The organism is Nostoc sp. ATCC 53789 (genome assembly GCF_009873495.1).
Classification (GTDB): domain Bacteria; phylum Cyanobacteriota; class Cyanobacteriia; order Cyanobacteriales; family Nostocaceae; genus Nostoc; species Nostoc muscorum_A.
The window spans coordinates 1308043-1325329 of record NZ_CP046703.1 but is presented as its reverse complement, the minus strand read 5'-3'; the positions used below and the strand labels follow the sequence as shown (position 1 = coordinate 1325329).

Here is a 17287-nt window from a genome sequence, read left to right as displayed (position 1 = left end):
TCTTAAAAGCTTTTTGCGCCTTGGGTATCGAGAGAAAGCGATCGCACCTCGGCTGTAATTCCTTCTTCTTGCCAAGCAGCTAACATCGCCGCCTCCACAGCCTTTGAGTGTAATTTATCCGCCAAAGCTAACAGTGTCGGCCCCGCACCACTAATTACCATACCATAAGCACCAGCACTAACAGCTGCGATGTTGACAGCATCATAACCAGGAATCAAAGCTTTGCGATAGGGCTGATGCAATTTATCTTGCAAAGCTGTTTTTAACCATTGTCCGTTACCAGTTTCCAAGCCGCGCAACAGTAACCCCAAATGTGCCGTATTGAAAATTGCATCAGCGCGACTCACCTCAGTTGGCAAAACGCCCCGCGCCTCTGAAGTGGAAAGTTCAAAATTAGGAATACCTACAACTGGTACAACATCTTTATGCCAGGGAACATCACAAATTTCCCAAGCTGTGCCACTGGTAGCAGCCAGACGACACCCTCCCAGCAAAGCTGGCACTATATTATCAGGATGTCCTTCCATTGCGATCGCTAACTCCATCACCTGCGACTGAGAAAGAGTAGCACCCTCAAGTTGATTTGCAGCAACTAATCCGCCCACAATCGCTGTCGCCGAACTACCCAAACCCCTCGCCAGTGGGACACCTAACTTAATCTCTATTTTCACAGTTGGCGGCGTTTGCTCTATATGTTGATAGAATTTGACAAACGCTTGGTAAAGGAGATTGCTTTCATCAGTTTGGACTCGTTCAGCTTCCGTACCAGTGACATGAATAATTAGCCCACCTTCTTCTAGGCGAGTAAATTTGAACTCGTTGTACAGCTTTAAAGCTGCACCGATGCAATCAAAACCAGGCCCCAAATTAGCAGTTGTGGCGGGAACAGTAACAGTGATGGCAGAAACAACAGACATTGGTAAAACTCACTAATCATCAATCAGCATCTCATATAAGTGGTTGAATTCCATCCTTTCTAGGGGTGAGTGCGTCAAACAGGTAAAATGATTTCAAGAAAACTCTTCAGCAGAACTACAACGCTGAGAGTTAGCCTAAAAATATTTTATGGTGCGATTGCAGGAGGCAAAAAATGGGCTTGGCTGGATTAAGAATTGTGTTGGTAGAACCAGCTGGGCCGATAAATATCGGGGCGATCGCCAGGGTAATGAAAAATTTCGGGTTATATAATTTAGTATTAGTGAACCCCCAATGCGATCCGCTCTCGACGGAAGCTTTGATGATGGCTGTTCACGCTCAGGAAATTATAGAATCTGCCGTATTAGTGGCAACCCTACCAGAAGCATTGCATGGATGTGTACGAGCGATCGCTACAACCGGTCGCGTTCGCAGTTTAGAAACACCTTTAGAAAACCCCCGCACTGCACTACCCTGGTTACTAGAGGAACCAGAAAAGCCCACAGCGCTGATTTTTGGCAGGGAAGACCGGGGATTAAGCAATGAAGAATTAAATTATGCCCAGAGGTTTGTTGGTATTCCCACTAGTCAAGATTATGTAGCCTTGAATTTAGCTACTGCTGTGGCAATCTGTTGTTATGAATTGTCACAATCTGCCCAACAATTTGACACTCAGACCATAACCCAAACTGAACTCGCACCCTTAGATGTTTTAGAGGGATACTACCAACAATTAGAATCACTATTACTGAAAATTGGTTATGTATATCCCCATACAGCAGCTAGTCGCATGGGAAAATTTCGCCAACTATATAATCGCGCTCACCTGAAAACTAGGGAAGTAGCTATGCTGCGAGGAATTTTGCAGCAGGTAGAATGGGCTTTGAAAAACCAGGGGGATGGTGAAAACTTATAATTATTCGTTTAATATATACGCAATCACCCCCCCAAATATTTAATATGGCTTAAACTAAACACAAAAATGCTACTTAGTGGCAAAGTGGAATTTGAGTATTAATATTGCTTAAAGATTAAGTTTTGGGTCAGGAGTCTGCAAGAAAACAGTCAAGTCGGTCACAAGGAGTAACTGTGTCAGAGTCAAGTGACGAACTAACAGCTTTCTCGCGGCGACAACCCCTAAATCGCCGCCAACGTCCACAAAAAGTTCAAAAAGTGGCGCAAAAGAAAGTTAAAGCTAATAGCCAGCAGCAAGCTGCCAATGGACGAGAAGCGGCGCTAGCACGCTCCAAAAATCGCGTTGCTCCCCCCCCAACCCCTAGTGCTACACGTAGGGTAAAATCGGGATTAGTCATGCCAACGGCAGTAAAACCAATACCAACTGTAAAGGGGAAAATTCCTCCCTTTCGACCAGGTGCTGTAATGGTGAAAACAGTGCGGATGGAAAAGCCAAAAAGAGGCCTGCGTTCATCGCGGAAAACGCGATTAAAGCCAATGGCCAAAACTATGTTGTATGTTGTGCGCTTGTTGATAGTGGGTGTTGGAATGGGTGCAATTGTGGGCACGGTGTTGTCAGTATTAGACCCGGCTAATCGCATTAGTACAACTTCTACACCTCAATCTAATAGTAATGTGGCGCGATCGCAGCCACAATCTACCCAAGCTCCCCCAACTGCATCTTCGAGCTTATATCTATCTCAGGAAATTATCTCTTTGAAAAATGCCGTGCAAAATTTGGCAGCGAACTACCCAAATCTTGCACCCGGTGTTTTCTTGGTAGATTTGGACACTGGTAATTACGTGGATGTTAACGGCTCTACCAGTTTTCCAGCAGCTAGCACAATTAAAGTGCCGATTCTACTTGCCTTTTTCCAGGATGTGGATGCGGGGAAAATTCGCCTTGATGAAATGCTGACCATGCAACAGGATATGGTAGCTGGCGGTTCTGGAGATATGGGGTCAAAACCAGCCGGAACCAAGTACAATGCCCTGGAAGTCGTCACTAAAATGATTACAATCAGCGATAACACGGCGACAAATATGCTGATTGCTCGGCTAGGAGGGATGGAGGCGTTAAACCAGCGTTTCCGCACTTGGGGATTGACAACCACAACAATTCGTAATATTTTGCCAGATTTGCAAGGGACAAATACTACTAGTCCCAAAGAATTGTCGAATTTGATGGCTATTGTGAGTCAGGGAAATTTAGTCAGTATGCCATCACGCGATCTCATGCTCGATATCTTGCGTCGCACCCAAAGGGACACTCTACTACCATCGGGTTTGGGAACAGGCGCAAGAGCATTCCATAAAACGGGCGATATCGGGACTATGCTGGCAGATACAGGTTTAATTGTTGTTCCCACTGGCAAGCGCTATATAGCTACCGTCATGGTACAACGCCCCGAAAACGACCCTCGCGCCGAAAAACTGATTAGCTCAATTTCTCGTGCTGCCTACCAAGAGTTTAGCCAAAATGCTGTTACACCCAACAGTACCACAAGCACTATACCCGCAAATGGTTATCAGCCCCAAATTGGGAATCCTGCTTTACCCAACAGTACGACAGGTACTGTACCTATGAGTGGTTATCAGCCCCCTGTTATCAGTCCTGTACCTAATGGGATGGGAAGTACTGTACCGGCAAATGGTTATCAGTCTCCAGTTATGAATCCTCAGTATTACCCTCAAAGATAAGTAGGTGGGCGTATCGTTGGATAACATACGGGGCTGGGAGAACTAGCGGTATGCAGGCGTTGCACTGAATTAAAACCACAAAGTATAGTCCGTAGAGACTGGCGATCGCAATTGAAGTGACAATTTCTGTTTGCAAATCAAATAGGATTGCTATACCCGAAACTATCAACCAAATAGTCATTGCTCAAATTCAAACACTAATTGTCAAAATTCAAACGTTTGCAACAAATATTCTTCCATATATAAGAAACGCTTAAGTATTTCTTGCAAAGGTATAATCAGTTGTAGCAAATGCTTAATACTTTGCAACAAATACTCTTCCATGTATAAGAAACGTTTAAATCATTGCAACAATTGTTCTTATGAACTTATGAATTGATTAGTTATTGGTCATTAGACTTCGGCATTGCTGATGCGGCAGGAAACCATGATACTTATCTCTATAGTTCTCTGCGCCTCTGTGGTTAAATAAATGATTTATAAACCGCAGAGGCACAGAGGACACAGAGGAAGAAGTTAAATTTAAATTAATAGAATTGCCTAAAGGTTGGGTGTGGACAAAATTAGGAAATTTTAACTCTTAACTTTTTTGATACCGCATCCCTGGTAATTGCGAAACTAAACCTATAAGTTCCAACTGCAACAAAGCACCCGAAACTGAGCCAGCAGCCATGCCGCTTTGTTGGACAATAAAATCAAAGGGTAAAGCATCACTTGTAAACGCATCCATTACCGTTTGCAATTCTGGCGATAAAGTTGGCATTAACTTTTCTGGCGCTGTGGAAGCCTCGACTCCATCAATTTGTGGTATTGCTCCCAGCATTGTTAACAATTCATCCAATTCCTTGACAATCAAAGAAGCTCCCTGACTCAGTAACTTTAAGCATCCTTGAGATGGATGATCGTCCACTCTTCCAGGTAAGGCATAGACATCTCTGCCAAATTCATTTGCGTATGTAGCAGTAATTAACGCACCAGATTTTAATGGCGCTTCCATTACCAAGATAGCGCGGCTTAAACCTGCAATAATCCGGTTGCGGCGGGGAAAGTGCGTGCGATCGGGTGGGGTTTTTGTGGGGTACTCACTCACAACTAAACCAGCCGTCAAAATTTGCTTGTACAAATCCCGATTTTTATGTGGATAGATCACATCTACACCAGTTCCCAAAACTGCGATCGTGCGTCCACCTGCTTTCATTGCAGCACTGTGGCTTTCTGTGTCAATTCCCTCTGCCATCCCAGAAACAACTGTAAAGCCATTTTTAGCTAAAGCTGTACTAATTTGGCGAGTCCAACGGATGCCATATTCTGAAGGTTGGCGTGTGCCGACAATACCAACCATCGGTTTTTGTCCGAGATTTTCTTGAAGTTCAACTTCACCGCGATAGTACAAAATCGGCGGTGGACTGGGAGTTTCCAGCAGTAAGCGGGGATAATCTGCATCTGCTGGTGTCCAGAAATGGGAATTTTCCTGCTGATGCTTGGTGAATAGTTGTTCTGGGTGCAAACGCGATCGCTGTTGTACTACTTTTTCTAGTGTCTGAAAACCAAAACCCTCCACTTCTCCTAACTCTACCTTGGTAGCGTTCCAAGCTGTTGCCAGCGTGCCAAAATGCTGTTGCAGCCGTCGCAATAATACCGGGCCAATTCCCGAAATTTGCGCCCAAGCTATCCAATATGCGCCTTCTTCCACCACCGTTCTGTCCTCATGCCACTGGATTGAGTATTCCCAAATTGGGCTTGGCTGTTGAGGGGGATGAGGGAGCAGGGGAAGAATTAATGACAAATGACTAACCCCTTGACTTTTGACTCTTGACTCTTGACTATTAACTATTGACTATCTATCTTCTGATCTTCTGTGATGAAATATTTTTATCGTCTTTTAATAAGCCTATCTGGGTGCTTAATATTTTTACTGGTGCATAGTGGTCTTGGTTTATTGCCTAGTTTGGCAGCCGAGAAAGTTACTGTCAGATACGGGTTGTTTGAGCAATCAATCCCGGTGGCAGATATACGCAACTATGGCGAGAAACAAAAGGCTTCTAGCGATTTGCAATCTTTCTTAGATTACCTCAGCGCTAAAGAGAAAGAGAAGTTTCAAGAAGCCCTTCAAGTGAAAATGTCGCTTGATATTGTGGCTTTAGATAAGCTGATAAATACAGGAATGGGCAAGCAAATTTTATCTTTTGCTTCTGGTGCGATCGCTCGTCGCGATCAAGCCAGTACACAAGCCCTACGTTCTGCCCTCATCATCGGAGCAAAATCACCAGAAGGTCTAGGATTAATCAGCTTTTTAGAAGCATATCCTAGTAATCAACTAGTTGTTGATGTGTCAAAAATTTCTAAGCTAGTTGGACTAGCAAATTCCTCTTCTAATTCTGCTAATGCACTACCAAAAGATAATGTAAGTTCTTCACCTTTTGGGAAAATTGCACTGCAATATCAAATACTCGCCGCCCAAGATAAACAGTTTTCAGGTTGCTTATTTGGCGATTCTATTTCGGCGGGGCTTGGTAATACCCTTGGGAGTGGCACTTTTAATTTTGGGTTAAATGGCTTAAGCACAATCTCTTTACTGGAACAATTGAAAAGTTTAATTCCTACTAAAGTTAAATGCGAAAAAGCTATTATTGCCGTAGGTGGGAATGATGCTTGGTATGGAATTAGTGATGAATTGTTTAGCAAAAATCTCCAAGAAGCGATCGCACTTGTTAGAACAATGGGAAATAAAGAGATTTTTCTGATTCCGGCTTTTTATTCAACAGTTGCAGCCAGCTTAGATCCAACTGTATCAGCCCCACTTCCTAAAGTTGAACAAATTAATGTTCTGATTAATCAAGTCGCTGAAAAAGAAAAAGTGCCAGTTGCAGCAGCAGGGCTAGCACCATTGTATGAGAATAATGTTCTTAAAGAGAATTTGACGAGTGATGGCGACCATCTCAATGCTGAGGGTCTAAAAATTTATCGACAAGCATTATTACAAATCCTGGAAAAATAATATAATGTCGTCTAATTTTCCATAGTAAAACCACCTACCAAAGTTACGTTTATCTAAACATAATTCGTAGTTCGTAACTCGAAATTACGAATTACGAATTACGAATTATCACCTTTAGGCTTTCCAATTCAAAAATCGCGCGTAAATATAAGCGATGCCTTCATCAAGAATTGTCCGCACACCTTGGCTAGAAACCCACCATTTGTTTGGATCGTAATCATGAGTTCTAGCTGCGATCGCACCAACTTGGACTTGAGGTGTAAGTATTTTTCTGAATAGGAACCAACTTCTACGGGTGTGAACATCCAAAGAAAAAACATTAATTGATTTTAGCTTTAAATTGGAATCGGATAGCCAGCGATCAAATTCAGCAGCAGAGGCATAACTACGATCCTTGATTACGTTTGGTGTCGGAACAGCTACTACCTTCTCCGATTCTAAACCGAGTTTCTCGAAGGTAGCGGCTGATACTTCTGCAAAGCTTTTGTATTCGCTAAGATAATTTCCTTTTTCTATCGATCCTCCTGTAGTAATTACTAGATTATAAGAACCGTTTTTAAATTCAGTTAAAGCTTGTTGTATGGCATAATCTGGTAGCCATCCTTCAACAACTAATACTTCTGCTGATTTGATCGGGGAAGTCACGGCGAGAAATGAGTGTACATGAGTAATAACGAAAAATATTAAATAAGCAATCAAAGCGATCGCAATCGCCCACCCCTGAGCCGTAAGTGTCCACATTTCTTGGCGTTTTATTAGTTTGATTTTTGGAAAATTTTTACGCCGACGGTTTTTTGCCTGCATTAAATTTTAGCTAGACGTTGTTCTTCCAAGTAAGTAAATACAGATTTATCTCCAATATCAGCAGGAATTGCTTGCACTGTCTTTCGCAGGGCAAATACCAAAAACAACGTTGCCCAAATTCCTAATAAAACACTTTCGCCCTGAGTTGGTAAAATTCCCACCAAATGTCCTAATAACAGTAGCGGTACTATTAGGGTTAATACTTTAGTTTCTAAACGATTGAAGCAAAAAGCCTCTTTAAAATAAATCCCTGTCAAAGCAACAAAAATAAAACCAACCCCAAATAAGGTAAGAGGCTGATTGTAAACAGTCAGAGCTAAAGGTTCAGTACTAGAAATTGCCAGAATAACTGATGCCATACTACCGATCGCCCAAAAAATTTGCAACATTCGATGCAGTGATGCCATGTAGATATGAATGGTAAATAAACTTACACCAAGAGCGAGACTAAAACAAGCATATAAAGGTGTAAGTGCAGTTACAACAGTCGGGTTATTGTTGAACAAAATCAAAGCGCTGCCTATCGCAAAGCTGACTGCTGCTACCATTAAGCCAGCACGGTAGATAATTACGCCAGTGCGATCGCTCTGAGTAATTGTAAATTCCCCAAACTGACCTTGATAAACTTCTGGTGGAGGTAGTGTTTGCGTAGTCATAGTTAAAATATTGTTACGATTTACTAATAGAGTACAATGGGAAATTGCTGAAGGGTTACTTTTATTATCGATAATGAAACCAACTTTGTGGCACAATCACAAAGTTTTAAGTAATTTTTGTCGTACTTAGTATAGCTAAAAGTGAGATGAGCGATCGCATTACAGAATACTTTCCACTTAAGTCCATAGCGATTGCCTACGGCACACTAGGTGATCGCAATCATTAAATTGTATGATTTGACTCAAAAATATACTTGAGAATGAGGGAAGGCAATGGATATGGACAGGATTGATATCAAGTATAGAATCGGAAATTTATACTAAAGTCCATAAGGATTTGATACAGACAAATTGTATCCTGTGTCTTAGCATTATGCTGTAGTTAGGCTATTGATGGAGGAAAGATGAGATGAGCAATGTCCAAAGACAAGCCACTTTGCGTCCCGGTACGGCTGGACATCAGAAAGCAAATACATCCACTTTTCTGAATCCATCCCTTGCCTCACCAAGTATTCCAACGCTGGCGAACCCGATACGCGGCTTTGGCTCCCAAACAATAAGTAAGTCATCAACAGACCTTCAAGAGGTGCAGTCTGCTGATGAGCAAGGAGTAAAATCTGAACCAATCAAACAATCGCCTCTGAGTCATGACATTAGTCGTATGTCATTGCGTCCACAAAAAGCATTCACCGAAGGCGTGATTAATAGATTAGAAAATGCAGTTATTCAGGGAAGTGGTATAAAAAACGCCTCTTATGGAGCCGATGTTGTGACTCCTAGTGGTGGACAAAATCTTCCAGAACCTGTCCTAGCAAAGATGCAGACAGCATTTAATGCAGATTTATCAGATGTAAAAATTCATACGGATGGTCAAGCAGAAAAGCTAGGTTCTCAGGCTTTCGCATCTGGTAATAATTTACATTTTGCTCAGGGAAAGTACGATCCAGAAAGTCAATCTGGTCAAGCTCTAATTGGACATGAATTAAGCCATGTAGTACAACAACGACAGGGACGGGTTAATATCCCAAAACTACCTGGAGAAGGGAATTCCATAGTTGTGCAAGACCAAGCTTTGGAAGCAGAAGCTGATGTACTAGGTAATAAGGCAGCAGCAAGCCCTGATGCAATCACGAAAGAGTCTATTCAAGCCAAGAAAATAGACGGAACTGTAAGCAAGGCAGTTCAGCAAAAGCCAATTGTACAAAATGCTCTACCAGTAATTGGTGCGATCGGTGCTTGGGGTGCTAGTCTGGCAACTGAATCAGGAGCAGCAGCAGCAACCATAGCAGCAGCAACTATTCAAGCAGGACAAGCTGCTGCACAGGTAGGAGGTGCGCTTGCTCCTGGACAAAGCGGTGTTCAAAGCGTTCAACTAGATAATGGATATATGTCACCTGTAGACAAACAAAAACTACAGTTGATTACCCAATATCGTCTAATTAATGCCTATGTGAGTCACTGGAAACGACAGCATCCTGATGTACCCCTAGCTCCACCGACTCAAGGAACTGCCCCAGCTCCAACCCCAGCTCCAACCCCAACCCCAGCTCCAACCCCAACTCCAGCAGCTCCAGCACCAACTGCATCAGATTCACCTAATCAATCTGGTGGCACTTTGGATTTAGCCATTTTGGAAGCTGTAAAGGCAGAAGTTCAGTTGCAGATTGAAACACTACTTAATACAAACCAAAAAACAACAGACAATGTAGAATTTATTTGGTCAGACAGTGGAGATCACACCGCAGATACAATTGGTACTGTTGGAGCAGTTGGGTTTAGCAATATTAGAGGAACTTTTATCAAGGAAACTCTGCAATTAAGTAGTGATGCAGCTCAAATCCCGAACTTAGATCCGCCTAGTAGGGGTCAAGAGATGGATGTTAGACAATTCCGAGGTGGAAGTATGCGTCGGGGTTCTTCAATGTCCATTGGCTACGGTGATTCGTTATCCATCAATTTGACAGGTAGCGGCCCGACAATTAACCATGCAGGCAACAATGGTCATGGAGAACACATTTACTCTACTGACTGGAATTGGGATGGCAATACAACACAAGGAGATTTCCCTCTGTATATTCTAGTCGATGGAACACCTGTATTTAATATTGCAAAATGGAACGGTACGCCGGACGATAATTCCTATTTTTAGGTTTGACTTTACCTAGCAGAAAAGTTCCTAAAACGCTCAAAATAATTGCTAAATAGTGAAGAAGGAATTTTCATTGACAGTCACAGATTTCCGACTTTTTTGAGAAGTTGGGATCTGTAACTTTCACAAATGATTATGATGCTATGTGATGGTCACTTGATTGCAGCTTATTAAAGCCATCTAAGCTTCACGTATGGAAGAGATAATTTCCACTTAAGTCCATAGTGATCGCAATCAGATAAATTTTATGATGTGTATTATCAATATGCCTTGGTTGAACCATAAATGAAGGAAGGGTGATATGAGCAATGACGGACAACAAGCTTCTGGGCATCTACGCATAGTTCAGCGCCAAAAAGCAGGTATATCCACTGTTCTAAATCCGTCCCTTGCCTTATCAACTATTCCCACACTGGCTTCTCCAATGCGTGGCTTTGGTTTACAAACAAATAATCCTCCAATCCAAAGACTAACTGAGGCATCAACTGAGCTTCAAGAAGTGCAGTCTGCTAATGAGCAATTCTTGGAACCAGAAGCCGTCAAACAGCCCCTTAGTCATGATATTAGTCGCATATCTTTGCATCGTCCCCAGGCAAAACTCACGGTTGGTGCGCCAGACGATCATTATGAGCAGGAAGCCGATCAAGTTGCCGATCAGGTTATGCGAATGGCTGAACCAGAGCCAATAGGATTGCAGAATACACAGACTCAAGACCAAGTGCAAACTAAGCCTCTAGCCTCTGCCATAACTCCCTTAGTGCAACGGGAGGCAATGCCAGAAGAGGAAGAGGAGTTACAAACTAAACTTATTAATGCACCCATCCAAAGAGAGATTTTACCAGAAGAAGAATTACAAACTAAGCGATCGCTACAACTCGCTACCAATGACAGCTTCCAAACTGGGGATAACTTTGAGAGTCGGCTAAACAGCAGTGAAGGTGGAGGAAGCCCATTACCAGATGCCGTGCGCTCCTTTATGGAACCCCGCTTTGGTACAGATTTTAGTCAAGTACGGGTACATACAGGCACTCAATCGGTGCAAATGAATCAGGATTTAAATGCCCAGGCATTTACGCACCAGCAAAACATTTTCTTTGGTGCGGGTAAGTCACCAGGTAATGATGCATTAACCGCCCATGAACTGACTCATGTGGTGCAGCAGACAGGGACAGCCCAGAGAAAATTGATTCAACGGGCAATTAACCCCACATACGACCTGACACACGGTATTTTTGAAGTAAATGCCACACCAAACGGCGCGAGTCTACCGATTACTATTCGTTTCAAACCCAAAACCACTGCCCCCTACTCTAACCAGATTGGACTGATTCAGATTGTGCGTCTGACAAATGCTACAGGTACAAATGTCGAACCTCAGTCTTTACCTGCTGCTAGTGGTGCTAGCCTCCGTACCACTGCTGATGCCACCACGGGAGTTGAGGGCGGATATTTCACTGATGCGCTGCATAATGATGCACCTGCCCACGGTGGTACAGGAACCAATGCCGCAGCCGGAAGTGCATTACCTGCCCAGTACCCCTTTGGCAACGACCCAGCCCAACCCAATCCCGCAACCCCTGGACTTTCACGACCCTCTTCTAGTGGTGCAAGCGGAGCAACTATTGGTTACAAACGCTCCGATGACCCCACTGATATCAAAGCAGCAGAACTAACCGATGCTCCCGGAGGGGCTGGTGAGTTTAATTTCGACTTTCAGACGGTGGCTAAGGGAGAAGACACCATGACAACTTATGGAGCGCTTCATTGGGGCTTCCAAATCCGTGCTGGCAAAGTTGAGAACGATCATGCATCAGCACAGGATGGTCAATCTGCTACCTTCGATGCAGCTTTGCAGAAGCATCAAGATTTTTACGTACACGAACCAGTCATTTTTTACTTTGATTTCGACAGCGACCAACTGAGTTCCAGCGAAACAGGTAAGATTGATACATTCTTAGATTACCTGCGGCGATTCCCTGATGTCAAAGTAACTCCTGAAGGCTTCGCTGACAGGCGCGGCGGCGCATCTCAGCACAACCTCGATCTATCTCTACGCAGAGCGCAGGCAGTGGGAGCAGCCCTGCGTGCTAAGGGTGTAGCTGAAGCTCAAATTAGTGCTGTTACTATCGGCTCTGGTTCAACCGAAGACTTTACCCCTGATGCCACAACTAACCAAGATACAGAAGCGAATCGTCGGGGTAATCGCCGAGTTGTCTTGAGCTTTCAGCATGTGCCAGCAGCAGCACCAGCAGCACCAGCAGGGGGAGGAGGGACACCTTGATCTTGAGAACAATAGGAATATTCGTGATAGTTGTGATGCTGGCCATCGGAGGAAATTTGTATATGAATAATCAAGACGCTACCGCGACACCTATGGAGCAGATCAAAACACGTCTCTACTCCACAGATCAAGACACCAGCGCTTTAGCACTAGGTGAATTGATCCGTTTAGGCAAAAAAGCTACCCCGGTTTTATTGGAAGCCTTGACTAATCCCAACCCCCGTACCCGTCGGCTTGCAGCCGAGGGACTGAGCGAAATTGCCGATCCCGCTAGTGCCGATGCTTTGTTCCAAGCCACCCATGACACTAATCCAGAAGTGCGTGCCCGTGCTGCCACTGCCCTACACCAATTAGGAGATAAACGCTCATTATCCGCTTTGGTCGCTACCCTTGATGATTACCCTGACATTCTGCACAATCCCTACACAGCTTCGATGTATCCTTTAATGCGAGGCGGAAAAGAAGTTTTACCTTTGGTAATTCCTCTTTTGCAAGCACCAAACGATCTCACTCGTGAGCGGGCTTTTTTGATTGTTAAGGCTGTAGTGAGTAAGCTACCCCAAGGGCAAGACTGGAATCAGTTATGGCAGAGTTTGGGAAGTTATGATCCCGCAGGCCAAAAAGCAGAACGTGACAAGGCTGCTCAAAAATGGCAGGAATGGTTGAGCAAATAATTACTAATTAGTCACAAAAAACTAAGTCTGCTACGAAACGTAAATAGGCTTAAAATCCTTACTAATGACCAATGACAAAGAACAAATGACAGCCTTAGCCAGTTAGCTTTAATTTCGCCGACCTACTTTACCCATTAGTAGCGGAGTTACCTAACCGTATTATCGATTCCCTCTACGATTCTTGAACCCAAACAAAGCGCGATGGTGAGCGATGTTGCTGCTGCTAGCGCCGCTACCGTCCGAATGTGATTCCAGATTGTCCAGTTGGTCAGGTAGCTAGACCATAGGCTCGCACCTTCAGTACTATCCGGCTCGACTTTCGCCAGGGCTTCGTTGAGCGGTACATTGAAAACTATTGTCACGCCTAATGTACCAACGAGGTAGAGCAAGCTGCCGAGAAGCAAGTAGGCGGCACCGGGTTGATGCCACTTTAATAGCGAGGAGATTAAAAGAAAGATACAAGCCGCAGCCGTTCCCAAAAACGCTGTCATAAAAAATGGATTGATTACCGTGATATTGATGGATTGCATAGCGGTAATGCCCTGTGGCGGTTTCAGCCGAGCAAGGGCGTTCATCACGAAAGTCGAGAAGGCGAAGAAAACTCCGGCTATCAGCCCGCAGCCCAGTGCCGAGAAAAGCTTTAATGCGAAATAATATTGTTGAGTTATCAGATGTTGCAGCATCGCCTCACCGAAAAAATGGGTATGAAGCCCCGTCCTTACAGGACGATCACCTTTGTTCTATCTGTATGGGAAACGAGTGCCTTTGCTCCACACTTACTAATGATAATGTAAAAAAAGATAGCCCTAATATAGGTTTGCTAACCAGGCTAGTAGTTCGCCAAGTGAACTTGGCGGGGTAAAGGGGAAAGGGGAAGGGGGAAAGGTTTCAAATCCCTTACCCCTTACCCCTTACCCTTTCCCCAGGCATCACGCAGCATTTTTGGGTTGGCAGACTACTAGAAAAAAATCTATCCAGTCCATAAGTTTTTTTACCTCATTAAAACATTACTTTCCCTACTTATCCATTGAAATTCTGAGTTGAGAATTTCTTCAACTGTAATGTTGGGAATTTGAGTTACCCATCTCACCCAGTTGTCGGGTGCAAGGCTAATTAAGAGTTTGGTGCTGACATCTGCGGGTTTTGTCATTGTCAAAAAATCATACTAAAATATCCAGATCCCCAGAACCTTCTCAGTGCATGAATTGAAAATAAGCTAGTAGTGATGCAATACTTTTCGGTTAAGGGGGAAAGGGGAAAGGGAAAGGGTTTGAATTTCCCTTTCCCCATTGCCCTTTAACCCTTCCCCAGACCAAAAGAGAGATTATTGGGTTTAACCGAAAAGTATTGAGTAGTGATGAACAATCTCCTCTCAGCATTATTTGCACTTTTCTGTATATGTAGGACATTCATCTCCAATTAAAATAGGCGGAGACTTTAAAGAGGACATTTAAAAGAGTGCTGATTTTAAATATTACTTGAATGGCTAAGTATTGAGTAGTAAAGCTTAAAAAAACTTTTAATTTGGATAAAAATATGGTGATGAAAAGTTTGAAAGAACATCAACTTTATGGGCATTTAGCAGTGGAAAAGAAGCTCGGTATTCTTGTTGTCGATGACCACCAATTAATTTTGACTGGTACTCTTGATGTCTTAAATCGAAAGTATCCTGAAGCTATTATTATCAAGGCTCAGACGGCAAAAGATACACTTTCTCAAGTGCAATGTTACCAGTTTGACTTGATTGTGATGGATTTATCAATTCCCGATCGCCAAGGGGAGACAGCAGAAATTGATACCGGAATTAAGCTGTTGCAAACTTTACTTAAAGAATATCCCCATCAGAATTTCATAGTGCAAACTAGTTATGTGAAGGCGTTAATCAGAATTAAACACGAGATTGATAATCATCAAGGTGGGTTTGCGATCGCAGATAAAGGATTACCCGAAGATGAAATGCTCATGCGGGTTAATTTAGCACTTCAGGGTGCAACTCATACAAAAGACATCAAAACAGGAATCGAACTCAAGCCGGAATGGTTGGATGTGTTGCGTTTGGCTTTTGAAGAGAGTTTGACAGATAAGGCGATCGCAGACAGAATGTATAAATCGGAACGAGCAGTATGTACTTACTGGACGAAGATTCAGGATGTTTTGGGGGTGTATCCTGAAGACTGCAAACAAAGTGGTAAGAATATGCGAATCCTCACCGAAATTCGTTCCCGTGAAGAAGGTTTAATTGATTAATTACAGCTATTTTCACCTAAATAGACCACACGCTAGAGGCATAGCAATACAGTTCGCTTAAAGGGAAAAGGTTTTGAATACATCCTTAAATATGCTGTAAATATAGGGAAAATAAATCCTAAATTAAATGAGAAGGGGAATCTGGAATCGTATTTGCCAAGAATTTGGGTTGTGGTCGCTGGCTGCACCTCCAGGGATTATAGTTCTATTTGTGGTGATGTTGATCCGAATAACCGGGGGAATGCAATCTTGGGAATGGATGCTTCTCGATACGATGTTACGTTATAGACCCCTTAAATTGTCATTACGAGCGCAGTGATAACGGAGCGAAGTAATCACATAATCCCCTGCTTAAAGCGATTGCGTCGTCGTTCCTCCTCTCTACGAGACGCTGCGCGAACGCTACGGACAGGCTTCCAGAGCGATCGCCTCCGGCGGGCAGGTACGCCATCGCACAACCTAAAGCTAGATGACGAAACCAAGTACTAGGGGGAATTTTAAGACTTGTGTGTACACCGTAGCCTCTTAGGAGAGAGATTTAGAGAGAGGTTTTCCAGATGCCGTGAAAAGTCAGATTTTGGATAAGGTTGAGCTTATATCATTTATTGATAAACAAATATGCACACCCAATCAAAACAACTCAACATACTCACTCCATCTAGAGAGTTACCTCTATATGGCAAGAGAATTTTAGTAACAGCACCGAGAAATTATGCTTATAGGTTATCTGAACAAATTATCAAACAAGGTGGTTTACCTGTTTTCATGCCTACTATCGAAACCTGCTATTTATCAAACTACACTAAATTAGATACTGCTCTCAACCACATAGTTGAATTTGATTGGATTGTCTTCACAAGTAGAAATGGCATCACTGCATTTTTTCACCGGATGAATGATTTAAATATTCCTGTATCTGTGGTAGAAAAATGTCAATTATGTGCTTTGGGAAAAGATGCAGAAAGCCTATTGTCTTTTTGTGGCAAGGTAGATTTAATTCCAACAGAATCTAGTCCAGCCGGAATTGTGGCGGAATTAGCGAAAATTCCGCAAATTCATAACAAAAAAGTGCTGATACCTGCACCAGAAGTTGTTGGTTTGCCTGAGCCTGATGTTGTACCCAATTTAATTACGGATTTGCAGCAATTGGGCATAGAAGTAACTCGTGTACCCACATATATTACACAGGGCTTAGACACAAGTATCTATAGTATTGAATTAAACTTGATACATCAAGGAATGATTGATGTCATTGCCTTTAGTAGCACGGCGGAAGTAGAAAGCTTTTTGACAATGGTCAACTCGCAAAGTGACTATGAAGGTTGCATTATTGCATGTTTTGGCCCTTATACAACTGCTAATGCGCGGAAGTTGGGTGTGAATGTCTCCATCGTGTCTAGGGATTATAGTTCATTTGAGGGATTTGCTGAAGCGATCGCAGAATTTTTTACTCTCACTTCCAATTCACACTAAGCACTTCAGGATATAGAGTAATCAACCACATTTAACTCTAGACTAGCAGCACATAAACCCGTAGGATCAACAATGTAGTTCAGATTTAGCTAGGGATTGTTACATGGCAACTTATAAAGTCACATTAAAGACTCCAGATGAAGAAAAAACAATTGAGGTTTCTGAAGATGATTACATCTTAGAGATCGCTAACGAAGAAAATGATATGGACTTGCCTTACTCTTGTAATGCTGGTTCTTGCTCAACCTGTGCTGGTAAGCTGGTTTCAGGTACAGTTGACCAATCAGATCAGAACTTCTTAGACGACGATCAAATAGACGCAGGATGGGTTCTCACCTGCGTTGCCAAGCCTACTTCTGACTGTGTAATCCTAACCAATCAAGAAGATGAGCTTAACGGTTAACTAAGAAATGTAGATTTAATCAAGAGCAAATA

The 17287-nt window shown here is 43.0% G+C and carries 16 protein-coding genes and 1 pseudogene; 10 read left to right on the top strand and 7 right to left on the bottom strand.

Going from position 1 to position 17287, the window contains the following annotated elements:
- Positions 1–2: 2 nt before the first annotated feature.
- Complete coding sequence (gene thrB, locus GJB62_RS05345) at positions 3–917, bottom strand: homoserine kinase (RefSeq protein ID WP_114086223.1); 915 nt, start codon at positions 915–917, stop codon at positions 3–5.
- 173 nt (positions 918–1090) lie between these two features.
- On the opposite strand from thrB, the gene GJB62_RS05340 reads away from it, so the two are divergent.
- Together GJB62_RS05340 and GJB62_RS05335 are read left to right on the top strand one after the other, a co-directional pair.
- Positions 1091–1831 (top strand): RNA methyltransferase, encoded by a 741-nt coding sequence (locus tag GJB62_RS05340; protein WP_114086222.1) that lies wholly within the window; start codon positions 1091–1093, stop codon positions 1829–1831.
- Between the two features lie 173 nt (positions 1832–2004).
- On the top strand, positions 2005–3570 hold the full coding sequence (locus GJB62_RS05335; protein WP_114086221.1) for a serine hydrolase: 1566 nt from the start codon (positions 2005–2007) through the stop codon (positions 3568–3570).
- Here GJB62_RS05335 and GJB62_RS05330 read toward each other — a convergent pair.
- Both GJB62_RS05330 and dprA read right to left on the bottom strand, forming a co-directional pair.
- Positions 3539–3751: a hypothetical protein gene (locus GJB62_RS05330; protein WP_147262609.1), complete on the bottom strand. Its 213-nt coding sequence runs from the start codon at positions 3749–3751 to the stop codon at positions 3539–3541. The genes GJB62_RS05335 and GJB62_RS05330 overlap by 32 nt on opposite strands.
- A 399-nt stretch (positions 3752–4150) precedes the next feature.
- Positions 4151–5266: a DNA-processing protein DprA gene (dprA, locus tag GJB62_RS05325; protein WP_114086220.1), complete on the bottom strand. Its 1116-nt coding sequence runs from the start codon at positions 5264–5266 to the stop codon at positions 4151–4153.
- A gap of 165 nt (positions 5267–5431) precedes the next feature.
- On the opposite strand from dprA, the gene GJB62_RS05320 reads away from it, so the two are divergent.
- Positions 5432–6568, top strand: coding sequence for an alpha/beta hydrolase (locus GJB62_RS05320; protein WP_114086219.1), 1137 nt, complete (start codon positions 5432–5434; stop codon positions 6566–6568).
- 114 nt (positions 6569–6682) lie between these two features.
- Here GJB62_RS05320 and GJB62_RS05315 read toward each other — a convergent pair whose 3' ends face one another.
- Together GJB62_RS05315 and GJB62_RS05310 are read right to left on the bottom strand one after the other, a co-directional pair.
- On the bottom strand, positions 6683–7372 hold the full coding sequence (locus GJB62_RS05315; protein WP_114086218.1) for an ElyC/SanA/YdcF family protein: 690 nt from the start codon (positions 7370–7372) through the stop codon (positions 6683–6685).
- Entirely contained in the window at positions 7372–8028 is a 657-nt protein-coding gene (locus GJB62_RS05310) for a DUF2301 domain-containing membrane protein (protein WP_114086217.1), read from the bottom strand. Before GJB62_RS05310 ends, GJB62_RS05315 begins: the two co-directional genes overlap by 1 nt.
- A gap of 409 nt (positions 8029–8437) precedes the next feature.
- Between GJB62_RS05310 and GJB62_RS05305 the strand changes: the two genes are divergently transcribed.
- The 3 genes from GJB62_RS05305 (at position 8438) to GJB62_RS05295 (ending at position 13132) form a co-directional block, all read left to right on the top strand.
- Complete coding sequence (locus tag GJB62_RS05305) at positions 8438–10177, top strand: DUF4157 domain-containing protein (protein ID WP_114086216.1); 1740 nt, start codon at positions 8438–8440, stop codon at positions 10175–10177.
- 301 nt (positions 10178–10478) lie between these two features.
- Entirely contained in the window at positions 10479–12458 is a 1980-nt protein-coding gene (locus tag GJB62_RS05300; protein ID WP_114086215.1) for a DUF4157 domain-containing protein, read from the top strand.
- Between the two features lie 62 nt (positions 12459–12520).
- Positions 12521–13132, top strand: coding sequence for a HEAT repeat domain-containing protein (locus GJB62_RS05295; RefSeq protein WP_159402454.1), 612 nt, complete (start codon positions 12521–12523; stop codon positions 13130–13132).
- 146 nt (positions 13133–13278) lie between these two features.
- On the opposite strand, the gene GJB62_RS05290 is transcribed toward GJB62_RS05295, so the two are convergent.
- Positions 13279–13815: a DUF1772 domain-containing protein gene (locus GJB62_RS05290; protein WP_114086213.1), complete on the bottom strand. Its 537-nt coding sequence runs from the start codon at positions 13813–13815 to the stop codon at positions 13279–13281.
- Between the two features lie 311 nt (positions 13816–14126).
- Positions 14127–14282: pseudogene (locus tag GJB62_RS05285) on the bottom strand (transposase); the annotation flags it as partial.
- Between the two features lie 386 nt (positions 14283–14668).
- On the opposite strand from GJB62_RS05285, the gene GJB62_RS05280 reads away from it, so the two are divergent.
- The 4 genes from GJB62_RS05280 to GJB62_RS05265 all read left to right on the top strand — a co-directional run bounded on the left by GJB62_RS05280 (position 14669) and on the right by GJB62_RS05265 (position 17255).
- Complete coding sequence (locus GJB62_RS05280; protein WP_114086212.1) at positions 14669–15379, top strand: response regulator transcription factor; 711 nt, start codon at positions 14669–14671, stop codon at positions 15377–15379.
- A gap of 360 nt (positions 15380–15739) precedes the next feature.
- Positions 15740–15868, top strand: coding sequence for a hypothetical protein (locus GJB62_RS37945; RefSeq protein WP_280884925.1), 129 nt, complete (start codon positions 15740–15742; stop codon positions 15866–15868).
- A 129-nt stretch (positions 15869–15997) separates the two neighbouring features.
- On the top strand, positions 15998–16852 hold the full coding sequence (locus GJB62_RS05270; protein WP_114086210.1) for a uroporphyrinogen-III synthase: 855 nt from the start codon (positions 15998–16000) through the stop codon (positions 16850–16852).
- A gap of 103 nt (positions 16853–16955) precedes the next feature.
- Positions 16956–17255, top strand: coding sequence for a 2Fe-2S iron-sulfur cluster-binding protein (locus tag GJB62_RS05265; RefSeq protein WP_114086209.1), 300 nt, complete (start codon positions 16956–16958; stop codon positions 17253–17255).
- Positions 17256–17287 lie beyond the last annotated feature (32 nt).